The sequence below is a fragment of the Mesorhizobium norvegicum genome (assembly GCF_004919685.1).
GTDB classification, from domain to species: domain Bacteria; phylum Pseudomonadota; class Alphaproteobacteria; order Rhizobiales; family Rhizobiaceae; genus Mesorhizobium; species Mesorhizobium norvegicum.
Genome location: NZ_SMYZ01000052.1, coordinates 13,177 through 34,498, shown reverse-complemented (window position 1 = coordinate 34,498; position 21,322 = coordinate 13,177). Strand labels below are relative to the sequence as shown.

The following is a 21,322-nucleotide window of genomic DNA, read 5'->3' as shown; positions in this document are numbered from 1 at the left end:
TCGCACGAACACGGCGCCAGGTCCGCTCGCGGGTGGCGTCGCTGCCGCTGCGGATGGTGCCTTTCAAGGTGACCTTGCCGGCGATCACATTGTAGGCGTTGCCGCCGTTGATGCCGGTGACGGAAACGACCAGCGGATCGTAGGGGTCGATCTCGCGCGAGACGATCTTCTGCAGTTCGCTCACCATGGAGCAGGCCACGGCAATCGCATCGATGCCCTCATACGGCTTTGCCGCATGCGCGGCCGAGCCGGTGACGACAGCGTCAAACGTATCGCAGGCCAGCGTGTATGGACCGGAATTCACGGCAACCTTGCCGGACGGCGTGTACGGATCGACGTGAACGCAGATGGCGGCGTCGATGTCGTCGAGAAGCCCCTCCTCCACCACCCGTCTGCCGCCCGACGGTTCGTCTTCTTCCGCCGGCTGGAAGATCAGGCGGACGGTTCCGCCGAAATCGGCCCTCGACTGGTGAAGATGCACGGCAACCGCAAAGGCCATCGATGCGTGGGCGTCGTGGCCACAGGCATGCATCACACCTGGGTTTACCGATGCGAATTCGACACCGGATTCCTCCTCGATCGGCAAGGCATCGATGTCGGCGCGAATGGCCACCTTTCGATTTGATGGCTTGCCTGAGCCGACAATATCGACGGCCAGGCCAAAGCCCGCCACGTCCCGAATGTCGGCAATTCCCTGCCCGGCCAGCATCTGCCGCAAATAGGTTTGCGTGTTGGCCTCGCGGTTCGAAAGCTCCGGATTGCGGTGCAGATGGCGGCGGACCTCGATCATCCGGTCGAGAATTCCGGCATCGATATCGACTGTGCCGGGAATCGCAAAACCGCCGGTCGTGGCCGCACCGTCAGGATTTGACATGGATCTCTCGCGGGAATTTCGTCAGCGTCTCATTGCCGGTTTCGGTCACCAGGATAGTCTCGCTGATCTCGATGCCCCAGCCGTCCATCCACATGCCAAGGATGGAATGAACGACATTGCCCGGTTCAAGCACAGTCTTGTCGCCCGGTCTCAGGCTGATCGTGTGTTCGCCCCAATCCGGCGGATAGGCGACGCCGATCGAATAGCCGATGCGCGACTCCTTCTTCAGTCCGTAGCGTTGAATGACCTTGCGCCAGGCGCCCTCGACGGCTTCGGCTGATGTTCCCGGCCTGACCGCATCGAGCACCGCATCCATGCCTTCGATCACCGCTTTGGCCGTATCCGAGACATTTGTTGGCGTTTTGCCGAGTTGCAGGGTTCTTGCCAGCCCGGCGGCATAGCGGCGGCAGACGCCGGCAAGTTCCAGGGCGATCGTCTCGTTGTCCCCGAACCGCCGGTCGCTCCACATGATGTGCGGTGCTGAAGCATTCTCGCCGCCGAGAATGGTCGGCGGCAGCGCGGTGATGTCACCCGCGAAGTCCGGGCTGCCGGCGATCTGCGCCGCCTGGATGGCGGCGATGGCATCGCACTCGCGAACACCCGGCGCGATCACCTCGAAGGCCCGCGAGACCGCCGCCTCGGCCAAGGTCGATGCCTTGCGCAAATAGGCGATCTCGGGCGCCGATTTGACCGCGCGGATCCAGTTCACCAGCAGATCGGCATCATGCCACTTCGCATTGGGAAGTCCGGCGACGAGCCGGGCATGCCCTTTCGGGGAGAAATAGTAGGCTTCGAGCTCGATGCCGATGTGTCTGACACCCAAGCCCTTCGATACGATCCAGTTTGCGATCCAGTCCATGGGATGGCGATCGACGCGCTGGACGTGGTCTTCTGGGAAGCCAACCACGTTTTCTGGCTTCATCCAGGCCGTCAGAAGACCGCCGGCCGCATCCATGGCGCGCCCGATCCAGACCGGCTCGACCTCTTCGATTGGAACGAGCACCACCTGCGGCGTGTAGAATGACCAGCCATCATAGCCGGTGATGTAATGCTGGTTGGCAACGTCGTTGACGATCAGGAGCTCAAGACCGCGCCTGGCCATCTCGGTGCGGATCTTGCGAAGCCGCTGTTGGTACTCGTCGTGGGCAAACGGCAATTCGATCATCTTTGCTCCATGCTTTGTCGGATCAACGGTGGCGGGGTTCGCCACCTTTGAAACGGTTTCGACATGGCGGCAATCAGCCAGGGCGGCGCGTAAGCAGGTCCTGAGCAGAATGCGTCCATTCACGGCCTTCCCCGGATTCGGGTTTCGCCATCATTTATTTTTGAATTCCATTTGACTGAATAAATAAGCGGTGCCAAGTTACCCTCTCCAAGGGGCGCAAATCATGGCACTGCGGGGGACCAATCAGGAGTTCGGGCGGCCGTACAACCGGCGCATCGTGCTTGAGTCCATCCGCCTGCATGGACCGATCGCCCGCGGCGAGATCGCCCGACGCGTCGGACTGACCGTCCAGACGGTATCGACGATCGTTCGCGAACTGGAAGATCAGGGCTACATCCTGTCGCTGCGCGAAGAGCCGAAGGGGCGCGGCCTGCCCCCGGCGACGCTCCGCATCAACCCGGAGGGCGGTTATGCCGTCGGCGTCCACATCACCCCGCTCGGTATCAGTGCCGCCTTGATCAATCTGAGCGGCGACGTGATCGAGAGCAACTATCGCGAAGCCCCGAACGCGGCGCCGGACCATGCCTTCGACCTGATCGGGGCGATGGTGATCGAATTGACCAGACTGCGGGCTGGCGGACGGGTGCTGGGCGTCGGCCTGGCCCTGCCCGGACCGTTCGGCGTCGAATCCATGAGTTTCGTCGGCCCGACCACCATGACCGGCTGGAAGGACGTGGCGCTGCGCGAGCGGCTGGCGGCCTCGACCGGATTGCCGGCCTTCTTTGAAACCGACATGGCGGCGGCGGCCATGGGCGAGCGCCTCTACGGCCTCGGCGCCCAGTTTTCCGAATACTACTATCTCTATTTCGGCGTCGGCCTTGGCGGTGTCATGGTTCATGACGGCGGCGCCTTGCGCGGCGCCTGGGGAAATGCCGGCGAGATCGGACACATTCCCGTCGTTCCCGGCGGCGCGGCTTGCCCGTGCGGCAACAGCGGCTGCCTCGAAAGATACCTCTCGCTCGAGGCGCTCCGGCGCTGGAACGGCAGCGAGGCCGATTGGGTGGCCGAAGTCGGCCCGATCTTCCACAACGCCGTCGCCATCATCGAGAACCTGTTCGACCCGGAGACGGTCATCCTCGGCGGGCTGGCATCCACCGATCTGCTCGAACGGCTGGCTGGTTCGGCCGGAGGCCTGCACAACTCCGTTTCCGCACGGAAGGACCGCACGACGCCTCGAATCATCGTCGCGCGCGGCGGGCAACATTCGGTGTTGCGCGGCGCCGCCGCCCTTGCGGTTTCCGGGGTGCTGTCACCGCGCTTCGGGCAGATGTTCGCTGCCGAACGCGAGCGCGAGCGCGACCTTCTCAAAGGCAGGGAGATTGCAGCATGAACGAACCCCTGCTGGTGCTCGACAACGTCACCAAAAACTATGGCGCCATCGAAGCGCTCAAGGGGATCAGCTTTTCGATCGGCAAGGGCGAGGTCGTGGCGCTGCTGGGCGACAACGGCGCCGGCAAATCGACGCTGGTCAAGATCATCGCCGGCGGATTGGAGCCGACCTCGGGCCGCATGCTGTTCGAGGGCAAGGAATTCCTTGCCCGGTCGCCCGCCGAGGCCAAGGCGGCGGGTATCGAGACCGTCTACCAGGACCTGTCGCTGTGCACCAATGTCGACGTGGTCGCCAATTTCTTCATGGGCCGCGAAATCACCAGGAAGGTTTTCGGCATTCCCGTGCTCGACGAGCGCGCCATGGAAGCCGTAGTCGGAAAGGCGCTGGCCAGTGCCGGCACCCGCATTCCCTCGCTGCGCGCCAATGTCGAGCACCTTTCGGGCGGCCAGCGGCAGGCCATCGAGCTGAACCGGTTCGTGCACTGGGGCGGCAAGCTGGTGCTGCTCGACGAACCGTTCGCAGCCCTTGGCGTCGAACAGACGCGGCGCGGCCTCGACATGATCCGCCAGGTGGCGAACCAGGGCATCGGCGTCGTCATCATCACCCACATCATGCAGCAGGCCTTCCAGGTCGCCGACCGGATCGTGGTGATCCGGCAAGGCGTCGTGGCCGGCGATGTCGCACGCAACAAAACAAGTCCCGATGCGGTGATCAACATGATCACCGGTGAAACGCTTGCCGGTGCCGGACCGGCAGGCTGAGGGACAAAAGAGGGGTCCGGCTTAAGAGGAGCGAACGACATGAAGCGAATACTTCTTGCTGTCTTCGGTATCCTGGCACTGGCCTTTGCCACGCTCACGCCGGCATTCGCCCAGTCCAAGGGTATCGTCTACTATATGGTGCCGACCCTGCTGGACGAGTTCCAGACCGGCTCGGTGAGCGCGCTGGAACTGTTCCTGAAGCAGACCGGCTACGAGATGAAGACGCTGAACGCCGACAACAAGACCGACGCCCAGCAATCGCAGATGAACGACGTCATCGCGCTGAAGCCGGCGGCGATCATCCTTGCCGCCGTCGATTTCAATGCACTGAAACCGTCCATTGAAGCCGCCCGCGCGGCCGGCATCCCGGTGGTCGAGTTCGACCGCCAGATCACGTCGACGCCATCCGACTTCACCTCGGTCGCCGGAACGGTCGAGATCGGCTACGTCGCCGCGGACCAGGCCGAGAAGCTGCTGAAGGCAAAGAACGGCTCGGTGAAGGGCAAGGTGCTACAGGTGCTCGGCGACCCGGGCGACCCCTACACGCTCGACATCCAGAAGGGCTTTGAAGAGAAGATGAAGGCGTTTCCGGACGTCAAGATCATCTCGCTTCCGGCCATGCAGTGGGCGGCGGATGCAGCCGGGACCATCGTCAACGACCAGATACTTGCAAACCCCGACATCGACCTGATCTTCAGCCATGCCGCGCACCTCTCGGTTGCCGCCGTCGCCTCGCTCGAGGCTGCCGGCAAGAAGCCGGGCGACGTGATGCTGATGAGCTCGAACGGTGCTCCGGTCGGCCTCGACCTGATCCGCAAGGGCTGGCTCAACGTCGAAGTCGAGCAGCCGCTCTACGCGCAGGCCGCGGCCGTCGCCATGTTCATGGACAAGGTCGTCAAGAAGGAAGAGATCAAGCCCGGCGAATACGACGTGCTCGGCCTGAAATCGACCGTGACCAAGGAAGCCTGGGGCCCGAACATCAAGATCCCAGGTGCCGCCATCACCAAGGAAAATGTCGACAATCCGGCCTTCTGGGGCAACCAGAAGCCGCCGACGGACACCGTCAAATCAGTCGAATAGTCATTTGAAAGCGCTCCGGGCCGTAGCGGCCCGGAGCCTGCCCTTTCACAACGCCGCGTCCGAAAAGGACGCTGTGGCGAATTTGAATCCGCGCCCGATCCTTGCGAAAATCAGCTTGATTTTCGGGGTCGTGCGCCAACCGGATGAGCCCATGAACCCGCGCACACGTAAAGCCCTGGAGTTCGTTCTCGACAACCTCGTCTGGTTCATGCTGCTGTTCGTGCTGGTGGTGTTTTCCATCTTCGTCCCGAACTATTTCCAGCTCGGCATCTTCGCCAACATCATCGAGGCTTCCAGCGTGCTCGGCGTCATGTCGATCGGCCTGGCGCTGGTCATCATCGCCGGTCACATGGACCTGTCGGTCGAATCCGTCGCGGCGCTCAGCGCCATGGCTGTCGGTATCCTGTTCTGCTCGTCCGGCATCGGCATGGGTGTGCAGTTGCACCCCGAGTGGCTTATGGTTCCGGTGTCGCTGCTGCTGGCGCTGGCCGTCGGCGGCCTCATCGGCGCCTTCAACGGCTATCTGGTGGTGCGGGTGAAGATGAGCGCCTTCATCATCACGCTGGCGTCCTACATCTGGGTGCGAGGCCTCGTGCTGGTGATTTCGGGCGGCCGTTCGGCGCAGGACCTGGCGCCGGCCATCCGCTGGTTCGGCATCCAGCGCCTCATCGGCCTGCCGCTCACAGCCTGGATCGCGGTTGGCTGTTTCGTCGTCTTCTCGCTAATCATGGCCAAGACGCCGTTTGGCCGGCATCTCGTCATGATCGGCGGCAATGAAACGGCGACCTTCCGCGCCGGCATCCGGGTGAACCGCAATCTCATCATCGCCTTCGTTCTCGCCGGCGCCATCGCCGGCCTTGCAGGCTGGCTGCTGGCGATCCGCACCTCGGGCGCCACCGCCAATCTCGGCGTCGGCCTACTGTTCAACGCCTTCGCCGCCGTCGTCATCGGCGGCGTCAGCCTCAAAGGCGGCGTCGGCACCCTGCCCGGCGTCTATGCCGGCGTGCTGCTGCTCTCGGCCATCAACACGGCGATCAACCTGATGGGCCTGCCGGCCAACTTCACCCAGGTGATCCATGGCCTGCTGGTGTTGGCCGCCGTGCTGCTCGACGCGTTCAAGCAAACCATTCGACAGAGGCTGGCATGACAGGACGACTGAAAGACAAGGTGGCGCTGATCATCGGCAGCGCCCGCGGCATCGGCAAGGGCATTGCGCTACGCTTTGCCGAGGAAGGCGCGAAGCTGGTGCTGGCCGACACCGAAGTCGAGGCCGGGCAAGCGACCGCCGACGAACTCGGCGTCCCCTTCATCCGCACCGACATCTCGCAAATGAGCGACGCCGAGGCCGCCGTAGCCCTGGCGCTTAAGCAGCATGGCCGCCTCGACATCATCGTGCAGAATGCCGGCATCTATCCCTGGCAGCTCATCGAAAACACCAGCACTGATGACTGGGACCGTGTCATGGCGGTCAATCTGCGCGGCACCTTCAATGCCAGCCGTGCGGCCCTGGTGCCGATGAAGGCGCAAGGCTTTGGCCGCATGCTCTACACCTCCTCCATCACCGGCCCGCATGTCACCAGCCCCGGCCATGGCCATTATTCGGCCAGCAAGGCCGGCATCAACGGCTTCATCCGTGCGGCGGCGCTAGAATTCTCCGGCTATGGCATCACCGTCAACGGTGTCGAGCCCGGCAACATCCTGACCGAAGCCATCGAGCTGCATCGCGGCGCGGCCTATATCAAGAACATGGAGGACTCCATCCCGCTCGGCCGCCTCGGCAGCCCGCGCGACGTCGCCAATGCCTTCCTGTTCCTCGCCTCCGACGATGCCAGCTACATCACCGGCACCACCATCATCGTCGACGGCGGCCAGCTGCTGCCGGAAGGCAACGACTTCCGGCTCCTGCCGCCTTGATCACAACACGCTCTCAATCGACTTGATTCAGGCCCCTAGCTTGGGTGCGCTACGCTTTGTGACGGCCGAAGCGAACTGAACGTCGCCGGTTGGCGAGACCGAGAACCGGTACGCTTCGTTCATGAATTTTTTCCCTGAATGGGTGAATGCCAGGACGCGTTCGCCGTCGGTTCGAACGTGCGCAATGCCGAAATTCGTTCGCTCGAACGCGAAGACCTTGTCCGTCGGCTTCTGTGGGTCGGTGACGTATCCGAGGGTTTTGAAAAAGGCCGCCAGTTCGGTGCAGAATATCACGGCTGGGGTCGTTCTGGAGGCTTTGCCCAGTGCTGCCATCAGGGTGGCGCGAGGATGAATGTACTCTTTGGCTTCGCTTTCGTCGCCAGACGAAATCAGCGACACCACGGCGCCAATTTCCTTCAGCAGCTCCATGTCGAAGTCGGCCGAACCGTGATGCGGCGCCTTCAACACCTCGGCGCGAAGAGCGGCGGACGGCATCGCCTCGCGCATCCTCTGGCTGGCCTGCTGGTTCAGGTCTCCGGTGAAAAAGAAACGCACATTGCCGAATCTCAGGCGGAAGTTGATCGAATGGCCATTGATCGTGTGGGAGGCGGAAAGACTGCCTTGTTTCGTGGCAGGGTTGGTTCCCAGCATCAGATTCGCGTCGTCCGGCGGCGCGCGCAGGAAGCGAAGCGCAGGGTTGCCTGACACCGACTCGACGATTGGCCCAAGCAGCTCTACCTGGATCCCTTCCCCGGACAGAAAATCGAAGGCTCCAACGGCCAGATGATCCAACCGACGTTTCTCGATCGGACTCCCCGTCACCTGTTGTACCCGCGGCTCCCAGGCGGAAAAGGTTTCGACCCAGGCGTCAAACTTGGTGTTGCGCTCTCCCTTGGGCACCGATGCCTGATCGTCGACCAGGCCGGTGATGAAGGTATCCGAGCCGACCTTTGTCGTCGGCCCGAACATCTCGCTCTCCGGGCGTTTCTTTCCCGAGCTATCGTTGGAAGTCCGTTTGACGATACCGTTGTGATATATGCGCTTTGGCGCGACAAAAATGCGCTTTCCCACGCGCGCATCGGTTTCCGATTTTCGCAGTTCGCTCAAACCTTCAAAGTGATCTGCGTCCCCGTGGGTTATCAGAATGAGTTCCACGACCAGCGGATCCGCTTCGGTCGTCCCGGGAAACCGAGCATTCGCATGCCGGGCAAAGAGCTGATTGTCCCCGCCGTCGATAAAGATCACTCTTCCTTGAGGCGTTTCCAAGATCAAGCCGTCGCCTTGCTGAACGTCCACCATCGACAGTCGAAGGATCCCACTATTCCTCATGGCGGTTCTGGCATCTATAATGCCTTCATCGATCTTTCCACGGGCGCCGTGAATCGCAACCCGTAGCGTCTTCGGCGTTGACGACAGAATTTCACACTTGTCACCCCAATAATATTGAGCCTCCGTGTTGTTATCCCGCCTCAAATTGACAATGTCGTCATCCAGGTAGTTGAACAAAGCTCCCTCCCCGATTGATTACTCCCGATCAGCTTCCACGAGCCGGACTCTGATAAGTTGCACGGAACACAAACGCACCTCAAGGGTTGTTTGTCGGATGCTAATCAACGGAGGTGCTTGGGAATGGTCGACGACATCAGGACCAGTCATATTTACCAGCGGGCTCATGCTTTGGCTGAGGGCGGTGTCCACCACTCGCCAGCCGAGATCGTGGCCGCATTGCTGGCTGAGGGTTATCCGGAAGCCGCAGAGCTGTTGAACTCCAAAAACATCCATGCCGACCTGCGCCGGGTTTGTGACGCGGCGGGCTGATGGACAGCTAGGCACTCCACACCATGGGCTTCGCCATTGACGTGGCCGTGGATGGATTGTGTGATTGGAATGGTGGGCGATGACGGGCTCGAACCGCCGACATCTTCGGTGTAAACGAAGCGCTCTACCAACTGAGCTAATCGCCCGCTCCGGGCCGGACCTTTAAGCGGTCAGGGTCGGCTTCGCAAGGCCAAATGAGCGCAGGACGCCCTGGTTGGATGCCGGTTTTGCCAACAAAACGCCGGCTGTCAAAAAACCTTCTCCTGTTTGCTGTTATGCTGTCCTGTCACGCTTGACACCCGGTGGCGAACCCCTTATCCAGCGCCCCAACGACGAACACGGCTGACACGTGTTCGCCATGCGCGGGTGTAGCTCAGTTGGTTAGAGTGCCGGCCTGTCACGCCGGAGGTCGCGGGTTCGAGCCCCGTCACTCGCGCCATTTCTCTCAAGGGTATCAAGCCCTTGGCTTCGGAGAAATGTCGACATTGTTGTCAAAAAAATCATCTTGGATGAGGCAATTCGGATTGTCTCGGATTTGAGTTTGATCTCCCAAGCATAGACCCAGGAACCGCCTCTGGAACGTCGGCATTGACGGCGCCGCGCTCTGGTCGCGTCAACCAGCGCAAGCAAGGCGCCGCCCAAATCCTGTCAGTGGCACGCCGGCGCGCGCCCGCTCGTCTGGCCATCCCCTGCCTCCGATCCCATCAAAAACTCCAACCGCGCCCGAAAAAGTCATCATGGCTGCACGAACCTGTTAGCCCGATCAGGACATCCATCGAAAATTGTGAGAGGAAGGTCGACCTGAAGGTGGTCAAACAGCGGGGACTTTGTTCATGAGCGATCACACCAGCCTGAATCTTCTGGAGACCACACTTGCCGCCGCTCAGCAGGATCAACGGACTCTGGACGAGCAGCGGCAAAGCACTACGCCTCTTGTGGACGGCATGTCCTTTTTCGACAGCATCCGGCACAATGACGACCGCGGCAGCGTCACGGAGATCTATGACCCGCGCTGGGGTTGGCATGCCGACCCGCTGGTCTTTTCCTACATGTTCACAATTCGCCCTGGCTTCGTGAAAGGGTGGGGCCTGCACAAGCTGCACGAGGACCGCTATTTTGTGATCAGCGGCGAGATGGAACTGGTCCTTTATGACCCTCGCCCCGAATCCAGTACATACGGCAAGATTTCGAAGGTTTACCTCTCCGGCAATCGTCCCCGCCTGGTCAATATTCCGAAATTTGTCTGGCATGCCGACCGAAACATCGGAACATCCGACTTGGTCGCCATCAATTTCCCAACGATACAATACGATCACTCGAATCCCGACAAGTACCGACTGCCCATCGATACCGATCTCATTCCCCATGATTTCGGCAGCGCCAAGGGATGGTGAGCAAGCCCCGCTTTTCCATTCTCATGCCGACGCACTCGCGCGTGGATGTCATCGGCATGGCCATCCAATCGGTGCTGGATCAAACCGTCGAAGACTTTGAACTTCTGGTCGTCGGCGACGGCTGCGCGCCCGGCACGGCCGAGGTGGTCGAAGCCTTTCAGGACGCCCGCATTCGCTTCCTCGATTTGCCCAAGGCGCCGAACTTCGGCTACGCGAACCGCAACATCGCGCTTCGCGAGGCGCGCGGCGAGCTGATTGGCTTTGCCGCCGATGACGATCTCCTGTTTCCGGATCATTTTGAGATCCTGGCGGATGGCCTCAAAAATGGGGCTGCCATCGCGTACAGTCAGGCGCTGTGGGTTTCCACCGATGGCATCGCAGCACCCTTCCTGACCAATCTGGAACTGGCCGACGAGTTCAGGGTGTTCACGGAGGTCGGCAACACGATACCCGCCACTTGCTTCCTGTATCGGGCTGATTGCCTGCCTTCGCGAGATGTCTGGCCGGAAGACGTCGCATCGGCCGGGGACTGGCAATTGTGGCGGCGAATCATGCGCGAGAACCCGCGAAATCCCTTCACCTATTGCCGCGTTCCAACCGTCCTGCATTTCAGCGCCCTATGGAAAAATTCGCGTCACTCCCAGGCATCGCAACTGGCTACGTTTCTTGATATCGCGGACAGAGCCGGCTGGTGGCCTTCAGCCTTGCGCGTCTGGATACCGAACGCCGGCAAGGAACAATCCGAGTACTCGCGCCTCATGCGCGTTGATCCCGCGGCTTGGAGCGAGCAGATGCGCCGTGCCGTCGGCGATCTGGTAGCGCGGCTTGCCCGGGAGGATGTGCAAACGATCCGACCGATGCTTGCAGGCGCTGAAGCCGAGAAGGCGACGTTGCATTCTGAAATCTCAAGGTTGCGCAATGAGCTTGAGGCGGCTCACCAAAGCAGCGCCGAGCTGCAGAGCGCCATTGCGGACGCACGGAACAGGGAAGCTGCGTTGCAATCGGAAATCTCGAGGCTGCGCAACGAGTTCGATCTAGCTCACCAAAGCAACGCCGAGCTACAGAGCGCCGCTTCGGATGCAAGGAACGAGAAGGACGAGATCGAACAAACGCTGCAAGCGTGCCAGATGCAGATCGCGGCCTTGCATCAGTCCAGAAGCTGGCGCTTCACAGGCCCGCTGCGCAAGATCTCCACAAGCTTGCGTTCGAAAAAATCATAGGGCTCAAAGCCTTAAGAACAGGCCAGAGGCGGCGTCAGCGGCCAGTCAGCCAAGCCGATCTCACCCCCTCGCCAGCAGCGCCTCGACCTCCTGCAGCATCGGCATCGACGGCGCGGTCCCTGGTCGCGTCACGGAAATGCCGGCGACAGCGCAGGCGAAGCGCACCGCTTGCAGCGGCTCCACGCCTCGCGACAAGGCGGCGGCAAGACCACCATTGAAGGCATCGCCTGCCCCGGTGGTTTCGACCACCGGCCCGGCGCTGATGGCGGGAACATGGTCGGAGCGCTCCTTCGAGTGCAAAAGCGCGCCCTTGTCACCCAGGGTGACGATGACCGTGCCGACGCCCTTTTTCAGCAGATTGTCCGCAGCGGCTCGCGCCTCGTCGACCGAGGAGACCTTCATCCCGGTCAGTTCCTCTGCCTCCGTCTCGTTGGGCGTGAGGTAGTCGCAGAGCGTGTAGATGCGGTCGGGAAGCTTTGCCGCCGGGGCCGGGTTGAGGATCGTCGTCACCCCAGCCCCGCGCGCGATCTCCAGCGCCCGCGTAGCTGCTTCGATCGGCTGTTCGAGCTGGGTGACAAAGACGCCGGCACTGCCGATCAGCGCGGCATTGGCTTCGATATCGGCTGACGAGATCAGCATGGCAGCACCGGGGCTGACGATGATGGCGTTGTTGCCGGTGGTCTCCTCGACGAAGATGTAGGCCGCACCCGTGTAGCTTTCAGGCGTGTCGATGACGGCATTCTTGACGCCCGCCTGCGCCCAGGTCTGCCTGGCCATGTCGGCGAAGGGGTCGACGCCGAGGCGGGTGAGGAAGGTGACATCGGCGCCAAGCTTGCCGGCGGCGACCGCCTGGTTCGAGCCCTTGCCGCCGGGACCAAGCGTGAAGGATGTGCCGAGGATGGTTTCGCCCATGCGCGGCTGCCGCTGCGCCCTGTAGGCGGTGTCGGCGACGAACACGCCAAGGATGACGACCGGCTTGCCCGAAGCCATGCCGCTACTCCGCATCCGGCGGCACGACGCCCTTGCGGAAGGCGAAGCAGCCATAGAAGCGGCGTTCGCCGGTCTGGATGACGCAATAGGCCTGCTTGGCGCGCTCGTAGAACGCGTAGCGCTCGACCGCCAACATCGGCCACGACTTGCCCTCGGCCTTGTCTATTTCCTTTTGCACTTCCTTCTGAACGGGCGGGATCTCATCGGGCTTGCCGACGATTTCCATGCGCGCGGCCGAGTCGTCGACGAATGTATCCAGCGGGTAGAGCGACAGCACCGCCTTTGCCACCTCGGCGGCCGAGGCATCGATGCGCAGCAGGCGGCCAAGCGCCGTCTGGCGCGCCACGGAATCGGACGGGAAATTGGTGTCGGCGATGATCAAATCATCGCCATGGCCCATTGCCCGCAATGCCTGCAGCACATCGGCATTGAGCAGCGGGTTGATGCCTTTGAGCATGATAGTCCTCGTGAAGTCCGGTTGAGATCAGAGACGCTTGCCGGTCTCGGCGTCGAAAAGATGGATCTGGTCAAGCCGCGGCTTCAGGGTCAGCGTGTCGCCCGGCTTGAAGTCGTGGCGCTCGCGAAACAGCGCCACCATCTCGCCGTCGCCGAAGCGCAGGAACACCAGCGTTTCCGAGCCGGTCGGCTCGACCACCGAAATCTTCGCCGGCACGCCATCGGGATGGATCTCGAGATGTTCCGGGCGCACGCCATAGACGACCGCCTGGCCGTCCTGCGCGGCATTGCCTGGTGCAATCGGGAACAGCGTGCCTGCGATCTCGACACCCGGCTTGGCGCCCTTGCGCATGACGCCCTTGAGCAGGTTCATCGAAGGCGAGCCGATGAAGCCGGCGACAAACAGGTTGGCCGGTCGGTCGAACAGTTCGAGCGGCGCTCCGACCTGCTCGATGCGCCCGTCGCGCATGACGACGATCTTGTCGGCCATGGTCATGGCCTCGATCTGGTCGTGGGTGACGTAGATGGTGGTGGTCTTCAGCCGCTGGTGCAGTTCCTTGATCTCGGTGCGCATCTGCACGCGCAGCTTGGCGTCGAGATTGGACAGCGGCTCGTCGAACAGGAACACCTGCGGATTGCGCACGATGGCGCGGCCCATGGCAACGCGCTGGCGCTGGCCGCCGGAAAGCTGCCGGGGATAGCGCTTCAGATAGGGATTGAGGTCGAGGATGTCGGCGGCGCGCTTGACCCGCTGGGCGACCTCGGCCGGATCGGTTTTCCGCAGCTTGAGCGCAAAGGCCATGTTCTGCTCAACCGTCTTGTGCGGATAGAGCGCATAATTCTGGAAGACCATGGCAATGTCGCGCTTGGCCGGCGGCAGATGATTGACGACGCGGTCGCCGATGGCGATCGTGCCAGCGGAGACGGTCTCCAGCCCGGCCACCATTCTGAGCAGCGTGGACTTGCCGCAACCCGAAGGGCCAACCAGCACCACGAACTGTCCGTCAGCGATGTCGACGCTGACTTCGTGCAGAACCTTGACGGTTCCGAACGCCTTGGCCACCTTGCTGATTGCGACTTGAGCCATATATTCCCCTTCCGGCTCCACTGGCCGTAGGCGCAGAAGCTAACCAACGCGACCGGTCAGGGCAAGTCAGTCTCTTATAGATAAAAACCTGTTCTCGTTGACACGGCGTTTGGTTGTGAGAATAGTGGCGAACGCTGGTCCGAATGCCGGTTACCCGATCCGCAAAATCGGAACTTCAATCGAGCAGGTGGGGTCCTGCGCAGTTCGTTTCCGAGCCGGGAGAATCGTTGGCGCTCCAGCGTCCGACAAGGTTGGTCATATCCATTCACGCTGATGTTCTGGGAGGAATAGTCGATGAGAACAGGTCTTTACGAACAACTGATCCGTGCCGGTGCCACAAGGCGCGACCTCTTGAAGGGCGCGGCCAGCATGGCCGCGCTCTCGGCAGCATCCAGCGCCGGTCTCGGCGCGCTGACGCGTCCGGCATCGGCCGCCGATGATCTGCGCGCGCAGATCCTGCAGGTCCCGGGCGTCGGCAAGGGTCAACCGACCGACGCCGACTTCCAGAAGGTCGGTGAGATGTGCCTTGGCGCCACCAAGGCCAGTGTCAAGCCAGGCGAGTTCGCCGGTGTCGAACTCACCTTCATGGGTCTCAACAACCAGAACCTGCACAACGTGCTGTACCGCGGCTTCCTGAAGGCGTGGGAAGACTATACCGGGGCCAAGTTCAACTGGATCGACCTGGCGCAGGCCGACTACAATCCGCGCCTGCAGCAGGCGATCGCCACCGGCACCGTCGATTTCGACGTCATCGAGATGGGCGCGCCGTTCGAGGGCGACGTCTGTGGCAAGGGGCTGGCCTCTGAGATGCCGGACTGGGTCAAGAAACAGATCGATATGGACGACATTGTGGCCTATCTGAAGCCGCCGGTCGGCACCTGGAACGGCAAGCAGTACCGCGTGACCGTCGACGGCGACGCGCACAATTTCAACTACCGCACCGACGTGTTCTCCGACTCTGATCTGACAGCAGCCTGGAAAGCCGACAGCGGCGACAAGGCAGGCCTAACGGAATGGGGCGTGCCGAAGACCTGGCAGCAGGTGCAGGCGGTGACCAAGTTCCTCAAGGGCAAGAAGTTCAAGGGCCAGGATGTCTATGGCTATCTCGACGCGCCCAAGCCATGGGGCGGTTTTGGCTTCTACTTCCTCGGCAGCCGCGCTAGTGCCTATGCCAAGCACCCTGATGACAAAGCGTGGCTGTTCGATCCGGATACGATGAAACCGCGCGTGAACAACCCGGCTTGGGTGCGGGCGATCCAGGACGTGATCGACGCGCTGCCTTTCGAACCGCAAGACCAAATCAACGCCGACCCGAACCAGACCTGTTTCTCCCAATTCCTGGGCGGCACTGGTTCGATGCTGGCTTGGTGGGGAGATGCTGGCTCGAATGCGAAGACCAGTGACTCCTCGGTCGTCGGGGACGTCACAGGCTTCTCGATCCTGCCGGGCTCCGACGATGTCTACAATTCCAAGACCGGCAAGTGGGACAAGCTCGCCAGCGGCCCGAACTATGCGCCGAACTGCGCCTATATCGGCTGGGGCGTCTATGTGATGGCTCGCGTCGATAGCGACGAAAAGAAGAAAAAGGCGGCCTGGTCGGCAGCTGCCCATCTCGGCGGCAAGGACCTGTCGCTCTGGTGCGCGGCGTATCCGTCGGGCTTCCAGCCCTATCGCAACAGCCATTTCAACATTCCGGAATGGGTGGCGGCCGGCTACGACGAGGCGTTCATCACGTCCTATCTCAAGTCGGAAGCCGACAGCTACAACCATCCGAACGCGGCGATCGAGCCACGCATCCCCGGCATCTTCCAGTACTACAGCGCCGCCGAGGACATCCTGGCCAACACATTTGCCGGCAAGATGAAGGCACAGGAAGGCGCCGACGCCATCGCCGCCGCCTGGGAGAAGTTGACCGACCAGATTGGCCGCGAGAAGCAGATCGAACTCTACAAGGCCTCGCTCGGCCTGTAGCCTGATACTATAGTGAACCCTGACCGGCCTGAGGCCGGTCAGGGTCTTTGTTGTGAACGGACGGGACGCGTGGCTGAACAGACCTTGCCCACCAATGAATGGCCGGCAAACGGCGGTCCAGCGGATCTGATCGCACCGGGCCGCAAGCGACTCGGTTTTGCCTTGATGGCCGCGGCGACACTCGGCCTGCTGGCCGTGATCGCGCTGCAGATCCTGTACAAGAGCGAAGTCACCACACTCGGGTTCGAAAGCTGGCAGCCGGTCGTCTATGCCTATGTGTTGTGGGGTGTGGCGCTCGGCGCCGGCCAGGTGCTGACGCGCGGCGAGGACGGCCAGCGTGCACTGTTCCTGCTGCCGGCGCTGCTGTTCACCATCGCCATGGTGATCTTCCCGACGCTGTTCGGCTTCTACATCGCGCTGACCGACTGGAACCTCAGTTCCTTCGCCGGCCGCAGGTTCAACGGGCTCGACAATTTCTGGCAGATGCTGGGTGATCCCTACTACCGCAATGCGCTGTTCAACATGGTGCTCTATGTGCTGGCGGTGGCGGTCGAATATGTGATCGCCTTCGGCCTGGCGCTGCTGCTCAACGCGCAGATACGGGCGCGAAAATTCTTCCGCGTCGTCTTCCTTTTGCCCCTGATGCTGTCGCCGGTCGCGGTGTCGTGGATGATCGGCAAATCGCTGATGGAGTACCGCTTTGGGCCGGCCGCCACGCTGGCGCGCCATCTCGGCTGGGACAATCCAGCCTTCTTCTCTGACCCGATCATAGCGCGCATCGCGATCATGGTGCTGGATGCCTGGACCTTCATTCCGTTCATGATGATCATGCTGCTGGCCGGGCTGCAGGCGATGTCGCGCGAGGTGCTGGAAGCCGCACGCGTCGACGGCGCCAATGCGTGGCAGACCTTCTGGCAGGTCACCTTCCCGCTGATGCTGCCGGTTTCGGTGACGGCGTTGATCCTGCGCATCATCTTCAAGCTGAAGCTTGCCGACATCATCATCACGGTGACGTCGGGTGGTCCTGGCGGTGCAACCGATTCCGTGTCGAGCTTCATCTACCGCGAATACCGCGACCGCTCGAATGTCGGCTACGGAACCATGCTGGCGATGGCCTATCTGGTCATCATCGTCGTGTTCGTCACGTGGCTGTTGAAATTTGCCAACCGCTTCGTGCGCAATGTGAATTGAGCCAAGATGAGCGTTCAGACCACCGAATATGTCGCCTCGGAGATCCGCTCGCCGGCGAGCTTCCTCGCCAGCCGCGTCTTCATCTATGGGGCGCTGGCCTTCTGGGCGTTCATCTGCCTGTTCCCGATCTACTGGACGATCACGACCTCGTTCAAGACCGCGGTCGACGTCACCCAGGGCCATCTCATCCCCTTCGTCGACTTCCAGCCGGACTGGAAGGGCTGGCGCTCGCTCGGCCTGTCGCCGGACTCGATCTTCCAGACCTCGACGGTGCGCGAGGAGTTCCTCAAGCGCTTCATGAATTCGGTGATCACCTCGGTCGGCGCGTCGAGCCTCGCCATCGTCATCGGCAGCCTCGCCGCCTACGGACTCACCCGATATCGCTACCATTTCGCCTGGTTCAAGAACGAAGACATCTCGTTCTTCTTCCTGTCGCAGCTGATCCTGCCGCCGGTGGTGCTGGCCCTGCCCTTCCTGGTGCTCTACCGCGAAGTCGGCCTGCTCGACACGCGCGTCGGGCTGATCCTGCTCTACACGCTGATGGTGCTGCCGATCGTCATCTGGATCATGCGCGACCAGTTCAATTCGATCCCGGTCGAACTCGAGGAAGCAGCCCTCGTCGACGGGTTGTCGATCTGGGGCGCCTTCTTCCGCATCGTCATGCCGATCGCGCTGCCTGGCATGGTCGCCGCCTTCATCCTGGCGATGGTGCTGTGCTGGAACGAGTATTTCTTCGCCGCCCTTTTGACCTCGACCGACGCCAAGACAATTCCGGTCATGGTGGCGAGCCAGACCGGCTCGCAAGGCATCAACTGGTGGTCGATGGCAGCGCTTGCGACGGCCGCGATAGCGCCGCTTGCCGTCATCGGCATTGCGCTTGAGCGTTATCTCATCATGGGCATGACCGCGGGAGCGGTGAAATAGGCCATGGCGATGCTTGCCAGCGCCCTGACAGGCTGTTGATCGCCGAGTACAGGTCGATCGGCGTGGGGCGAGCATGCCCCGAGTTTGCACCTACATCGCCTCCGACGGCGCGAAGAAGCAGTTTTCGTGCTCCTCTGTCGGATGCAGGCAGATGTGGAAGTTGTCGTCGCCGGACGGAATGACACTGTCGTAGGGAACGAAGTATCGGTTTTGGTGAGTGACTTTCTGATGGTCACCTGGCCGCAAAATGATCACGTAGCCATCGGCCTGCGGCGTCACGGTCATGCTAGGAATCCTGCCACACTCGCCCGTCAATAGATCGCCGTGACAGCAGGCCGGCGGATAAGTCCAGCCGCTATCGGCATTGTGCGCAAACGCAGAAACAGTCTGAAGTGCTGCAGCCGTGGCGATCACGCCTGCCAAGCTTACCATGCGTCGTTTTCCGACCGCGTGCACCGAACGACTCCAAGGGCCCGGCGTAGTTGGAGCCATTATATCTTATTCGAACTTGCTAATATATAGACGGAAGTGCTTCCTGATGTTCCGGTTCGAAAAGGGCACCAGCTAACTCCTAAGCGTCGTGCGCAGATGATCGAGGATCATGGCGACGCCCTTGTGCCCCAGTTCCGCCGAGGCTTCCGGCGCACTCGCCGTGTACCAGCCCGTATTGTCGGCAAAGTGATTGGCATCGACAGCCTCCGGGCATAGCGCCAGCATCAGCGAGGTCTCGCCAATGCCGGCATGATCGAACGGATACTTGCCGTTCATGTCAGCCGACATCAGCGGGTGCACCTGCACCCAGTTGAAGAAATTTTCACCCGCAGCGTGTCCCGAATAGTAGTCGGCCATCGCCTGAGAGCCCCACCAGCCCTCGCCGCGTTCCTTTTCGAGAAAGCGGAAGATCGCCTGGCGACCGGCGGTCTTGAAGGCGAGATCGGTCGGCATGCCGGCGGCGAAATTCTCGGTCTGGTGGTGGATGATGGCGTGGATGTTGCGAAAGCCGACGCGCAGCAGGCTGTAGAACAGCTCCTCGCCGAACGGCGCCAGCGCATTGCCGCCGACCTGGACCGAGCCGCTGCCCTCCGGCGGCGCCACCGCATAGCTCGCAGCGCCGTAGTAGAAAGGCGGCAGGATGACGACGTCCTTCTCCTTTTCGAACAGTTCCAGCGTCTTGATGACAGCCAGCGTGTCCATGCCGACCGCCATGTGCTCGCCATGGTATTCGAGCACCCCGAGCGGCAAGGCGACCGGCCAGTTCTCGGCGATCGCCTTGCGGATCTGGTGTGGCAGCATCAGTTCGTAGCGCATGATCTATTCCATGTTGGTGTGGCGGGCGCGCATCGCTTCGGGCGACGCGCCGATCAATTCCTTGAGCTTCAGCACCATCACCTCGAACAGCAGAAACAGCGCGCCTTCGAACACCGAGCCCATCGGGAGCACCGATGTCTTTTGCGCCCCCTGATCGTTGGCCATGGTCTGCGCGGGGATGAGCAGCGTGAAATCGGCGCGCTGTGCGGCACTGCTTTCGGCCTGGGCGGTCAGCAGCAGGTTGGTTGCACCGGCATCGTGCGCGACCTGCATGAGGGTCAGCACGGTCGAGGTTTCTCCCGGCCCGGAGCTGGCCAGGAAGACATCGCCCGGTCCCAAGGGTGGCGTGCTCATGTCGCCGACCACGGAAACCGGCAGGCCCAAATGGTAGAGCCGCATGGCAAAACCCTTGACCTGCAAGACCTCGCGGCCGCAGCCGTAGACGACGATCTGCCTGGCGCCGGCCAGCATCTTGCAGGCGGCGTCGATCCGGCTCTCGTCGACGCGCGCCAGCACGCTGCCGAGTTCGGCTAGCGCGGTCTCGAATAGGCCTTTGCTCTTGTCGCTCACCGCAAACCTGGCATTGAAATCATCCTGGGATTTTGCCGCTCTTGCTGCCACGAACAGCTTGATTTTGCTCATGCTAGCAACCGCGAAAATGCGTGTCCAACCCGCAGCTACGCTTTTGCCTGATCACAGGCATGATAGTGTCATGTCAGACAAATCAAGCGAGGCAAACGGCAGGATATGAAGACACGGCATTTCGACCGCATCGGCAATGGCGGCATCAGTTTCACCGAGCTCGGCTTCGGCACGGCGCCGCTCGGCAACCTCTATCGTGCCGTCTCGGACGAGGATGCCAACGCCACGCTGGAAGCCGCCTGGGCGACCGGCTGCCGCTACTACGACACCGCGCCGCTCTACGGGCTAGGCCTGTCGGAAACGCGGCTCAACCCGTTCCTGCGCGGCAAGAAGCGTGATGACTATGTGCTGTCGAGCAAGGTCGGCCGCATCATGCGCGCCTGCGCGCCGGAAGAGCGCACCGGCATCGGCAAGTTCTTCGACACGCCGTCGCGCCGCGAGGTGTATGACTACAGCTATGACGGCGTCATGCGCTCGTTTGAAGCCTCGCTGGAGCGCCTCGGCGTCGACCGCATCGACATCCTCTTCGTGCATGATGTCGACATCTTCACCCATGGCAGCAAGGAAGCGTCCGACCGGCGCGTCGAGGAGTTCATGCGCTCGGGCTATTACGGCTTGCTCTCGCTCCGCGACCAGGGCGTGATCAAGGCGTTCGGCGGCGGCATCAATGAATGGCAGGTTGCGCAGACGCTGGCCGAGCGCGGCGACTTCGACCTGTTCCTGCTGGCCGGGCGCTATACGCTGCTGGAACAGGAGGCGCTGACATCCTTCCTGCCGCTCTGCCAGGCACGCGGCATCGGCATCGTTCTCGGCGGGCCCTATAACTCCGGCATCCTCGCAACAGGACCGAAGCCGGGCGCCTACTACAATTATTCCGAAGCGCCGAAGGACATCCTTGACCGGGTCGCCGGCATCGAGAGCGTCTGCAAGCGCCATGGCGTGCGGCTGATCGAGGCCGCCCTGCAATTCCCCCTGCAGCACCCCTCGGTCGTCTCGGTGATCCCCGGTGGCCAGCGGCCGAGCGAAGTCGAGGGCAACCGCTCGCTGCTCGATGCGAAACTGCCCGCGGCGCTTTGGGCCGATCTCAAGAAGCAAGGCCTTATGCGCGCCGAGGCGCCGACCGCATAAGCCGGCCGC

The 21,322-nt window shown here is 62.0% G+C and carries 21 protein-coding genes and 2 tRNA genes; 13 read left to right on the top strand and 10 right to left on the bottom strand.

Features of this window, described 5'->3' with window-relative positions; genetic code table 11:
• The coding region (locus tag FCU66_RS21555; RefSeq protein ID WP_136625443.1) for a M20 metallopeptidase family protein at nt 1–874 on the bottom strand (874 nt) is incomplete at its 3' end.
• Entirely contained in the window at nt 861–2,039 is a 1,179-nt protein-coding gene (locus FCU66_RS21550; RefSeq protein WP_136618752.1) for a M24 family metallopeptidase, read from the bottom strand. The genes FCU66_RS21550 and FCU66_RS21555, both read right to left, overlap by 14 nt.
• A gap of 223 nt (nt 2,040–2,262) precedes the next feature.
• Between FCU66_RS21550 and FCU66_RS21545 the strand changes: the two genes are divergently transcribed.
• The 5 genes from FCU66_RS21545 to FCU66_RS21525 all read left to right on the top strand — a co-directional run bounded on the left by FCU66_RS21545 (nt 2,263) and on the right by FCU66_RS21525 (nt 7,184).
• Nucleotides 2,263–3,429: an ROK family transcriptional regulator gene (locus FCU66_RS21545; RefSeq protein ID WP_136618751.1), complete on the top strand. Its 1,167-nt coding sequence runs from the start codon at nt 2,263–2,265 to the stop codon at nt 3,427–3,429.
• The gene (locus tag FCU66_RS21540) at nt 3,426–4,190 is read left to right on the top strand and encodes an ATP-binding cassette domain-containing protein (protein WP_136618750.1); all 765 of its coding nucleotides are present in this window, start codon (nt 3,426–3,428) and stop codon (nt 4,188–4,190) included. Before FCU66_RS21545 ends, FCU66_RS21540 begins: the two co-directional genes overlap by 4 nt.
• Before the next feature lie 39 nt (nt 4,191–4,229).
• Nucleotides 4,230–5,270 (top strand): sugar ABC transporter substrate-binding protein, encoded by a 1,041-nt coding sequence (locus tag FCU66_RS21535; RefSeq protein ID WP_136618749.1) that lies wholly within the window; start codon nt 4,230–4,232, stop codon nt 5,268–5,270.
• Nucleotides 5,271–5,421: 151 nt separating this feature from the next.
• Nucleotides 5,422–6,417, top strand: a complete 996-nt coding sequence (locus FCU66_RS21530; protein WP_136618748.1) for an ABC transporter permease — start codon at nt 5,422–5,424, stop codon at nt 6,415–6,417.
• Entirely contained in the window at nt 6,414–7,184 is a 771-nt protein-coding gene (locus FCU66_RS21525; protein ID WP_136618747.1) for an SDR family NAD(P)-dependent oxidoreductase, read from the top strand. Before FCU66_RS21530 ends, FCU66_RS21525 begins: the two co-directional genes overlap by 4 nt.
• 27 nt (nt 7,185–7,211) lie before the next feature.
• Here FCU66_RS21525 and FCU66_RS21520 read toward each other — a convergent pair whose 3' ends face one another.
• Complete coding sequence (locus FCU66_RS21520) at nt 7,212–8,690, bottom strand: ComEC/Rec2 family competence protein (RefSeq protein ID WP_136618746.1); 1,479 nt, start codon at nt 8,688–8,690, stop codon at nt 7,212–7,214.
• A 123-nt stretch (nt 8,691–8,813) separates the two neighbouring features.
• Here FCU66_RS21520 and FCU66_RS21515 point away from each other — a divergent pair, with 123 nt between their 5' ends.
• On the top strand, nt 8,814–9,002 hold the full coding sequence (locus tag FCU66_RS21515; RefSeq protein ID WP_136618745.1) for a hypothetical protein: 189 nt from the start codon (nt 8,814–8,816) through the stop codon (nt 9,000–9,002).
• 70 nt (nt 9,003–9,072) lie between these two features.
• On the opposite strand, the gene FCU66_RS21510 is transcribed toward FCU66_RS21515, so the two are convergent.
• A tRNA-Val gene (locus FCU66_RS21510) sits at nt 9,073–9,148 on the bottom strand.
• 216 nt (nt 9,149–9,364) lie between these two features.
• Between FCU66_RS21510 and FCU66_RS21505 the strand changes: the two genes are divergently transcribed.
• From FCU66_RS21505 to FCU66_RS21495, 3 genes are all read left to right on the top strand, one after another.
• Nucleotides 9,365–9,441 (top strand) — tRNA-Asp (locus FCU66_RS21505).
• Between the two features lie 394 nt (nt 9,442–9,835).
• Nucleotides 9,836–10,396: a polysaccharide biosynthesis C-terminal domain-containing protein gene (locus tag FCU66_RS21500; RefSeq protein WP_136618744.1), complete on the top strand. Its 561-nt coding sequence runs from the start codon at nt 9,836–9,838 to the stop codon at nt 10,394–10,396.
• Nucleotides 10,390–11,616 (top strand): glycosyltransferase family 2 protein, encoded by a 1,227-nt coding sequence (locus FCU66_RS21495; protein WP_136618743.1) that lies wholly within the window; start codon nt 10,390–10,392, stop codon nt 11,614–11,616. The genes FCU66_RS21500 and FCU66_RS21495 overlap by 7 nt, the downstream gene beginning before the upstream one ends.
• Before the next feature lie 60 nt (nt 11,617–11,676).
• On the opposite strand, the gene rbsK is transcribed toward FCU66_RS21495, so the two are convergent.
• Genes rbsK through FCU66_RS21480 form a run of 3 tightly spaced genes read right to left on the bottom strand, consistent with a single transcriptional unit; the run spans nt 11,677 to nt 14,149 of the window.
• Nucleotides 11,677–12,606 carry a ribokinase gene (gene rbsK, locus FCU66_RS21490; RefSeq protein ID WP_136618742.1) on the bottom strand — a complete coding sequence of 310 codons (930 nt, stop codon included), beginning with the start codon at nt 12,604–12,606 and terminating at the stop codon, nt 11,677–11,679.
• Nucleotides 12,607–12,610: 4 nt separating this feature from the next.
• Entirely contained in the window at nt 12,611–13,063 is a 453-nt protein-coding gene (locus FCU66_RS21485; RefSeq protein WP_136618741.1) for an RbsD/FucU family protein, read from the bottom strand.
• A 27-nt stretch (nt 13,064–13,090) separates the two neighbouring features.
• Nucleotides 13,091–14,149, bottom strand: coding sequence for an ABC transporter ATP-binding protein (locus tag FCU66_RS21480; protein WP_136618740.1), 1,059 nt, complete (start codon nt 14,147–14,149; stop codon nt 13,091–13,093).
• Nucleotides 14,150–14,443: 294 nt separating this feature from the next.
• On the opposite strand from FCU66_RS21480, the gene FCU66_RS21475 reads away from it, so the two are divergent.
• The 3 genes from FCU66_RS21475 to FCU66_RS21465 all read left to right on the top strand — a co-directional run bounded on the left by FCU66_RS21475 (nt 14,444) and on the right by FCU66_RS21465 (nt 18,235).
• Entirely contained in the window at nt 14,444–16,120 is a 1,677-nt protein-coding gene (locus FCU66_RS21475; RefSeq protein WP_136618739.1) for a type 2 periplasmic-binding domain-containing protein, read from the top strand.
• A gap of 69 nt (nt 16,121–16,189) precedes the next feature.
• Complete coding sequence (locus FCU66_RS21470; RefSeq protein WP_136618738.1) at nt 16,190–17,311, top strand: carbohydrate ABC transporter permease; 1,122 nt, start codon at nt 16,190–16,192, stop codon at nt 17,309–17,311.
• A gap of 6 nt (nt 17,312–17,317) precedes the next feature.
• Nucleotides 17,318–18,235, top strand: a complete 918-nt coding sequence (locus FCU66_RS21465) for a carbohydrate ABC transporter permease (protein WP_056594228.1) — start codon at nt 17,318–17,320, stop codon at nt 18,233–18,235.
• A gap of 90 nt (nt 18,236–18,325) precedes the next feature.
• Here the strand turns inward: FCU66_RS21465 and FCU66_RS21460 are convergent, their stop codons facing one another.
• The 3 genes from FCU66_RS21460 to FCU66_RS21450 form a co-directional block, all read right to left on the bottom strand.
• Entirely contained in the window at nt 18,326–18,667 is a 342-nt protein-coding gene (locus tag FCU66_RS21460) for a hypothetical protein (RefSeq protein WP_136618737.1), read from the bottom strand.
• Nucleotides 18,668–18,799: 132 nt separating this feature from the next.
• Nucleotides 18,800–19,543: a creatininase family protein gene (locus tag FCU66_RS21455; protein WP_136618736.1), complete on the bottom strand. Its 744-nt coding sequence runs from the start codon at nt 19,541–19,543 to the stop codon at nt 18,800–18,802.
• Between the two features lie 3 nt (nt 19,544–19,546).
• Nucleotides 19,547–20,185, bottom strand: a complete 639-nt coding sequence (locus tag FCU66_RS21450) for an SIS domain-containing protein (RefSeq protein ID WP_425462864.1) — start codon at nt 20,183–20,185, stop codon at nt 19,547–19,549.
• A 105-nt stretch (nt 20,186–20,290) separates the two neighbouring features.
• On the opposite strand from FCU66_RS21450, the gene FCU66_RS21445 reads away from it, so the two are divergent.
• The gene (locus FCU66_RS21445; protein ID WP_136618735.1) at nt 20,291–21,313 is read left to right on the top strand and encodes an aldo/keto reductase; all 1,023 of its coding nucleotides are present in this window, start codon (nt 20,291–20,293) and stop codon (nt 21,311–21,313) included.
• The last annotated feature ends 9 nt before the right edge of the window (nt 21,314–21,322 follow it).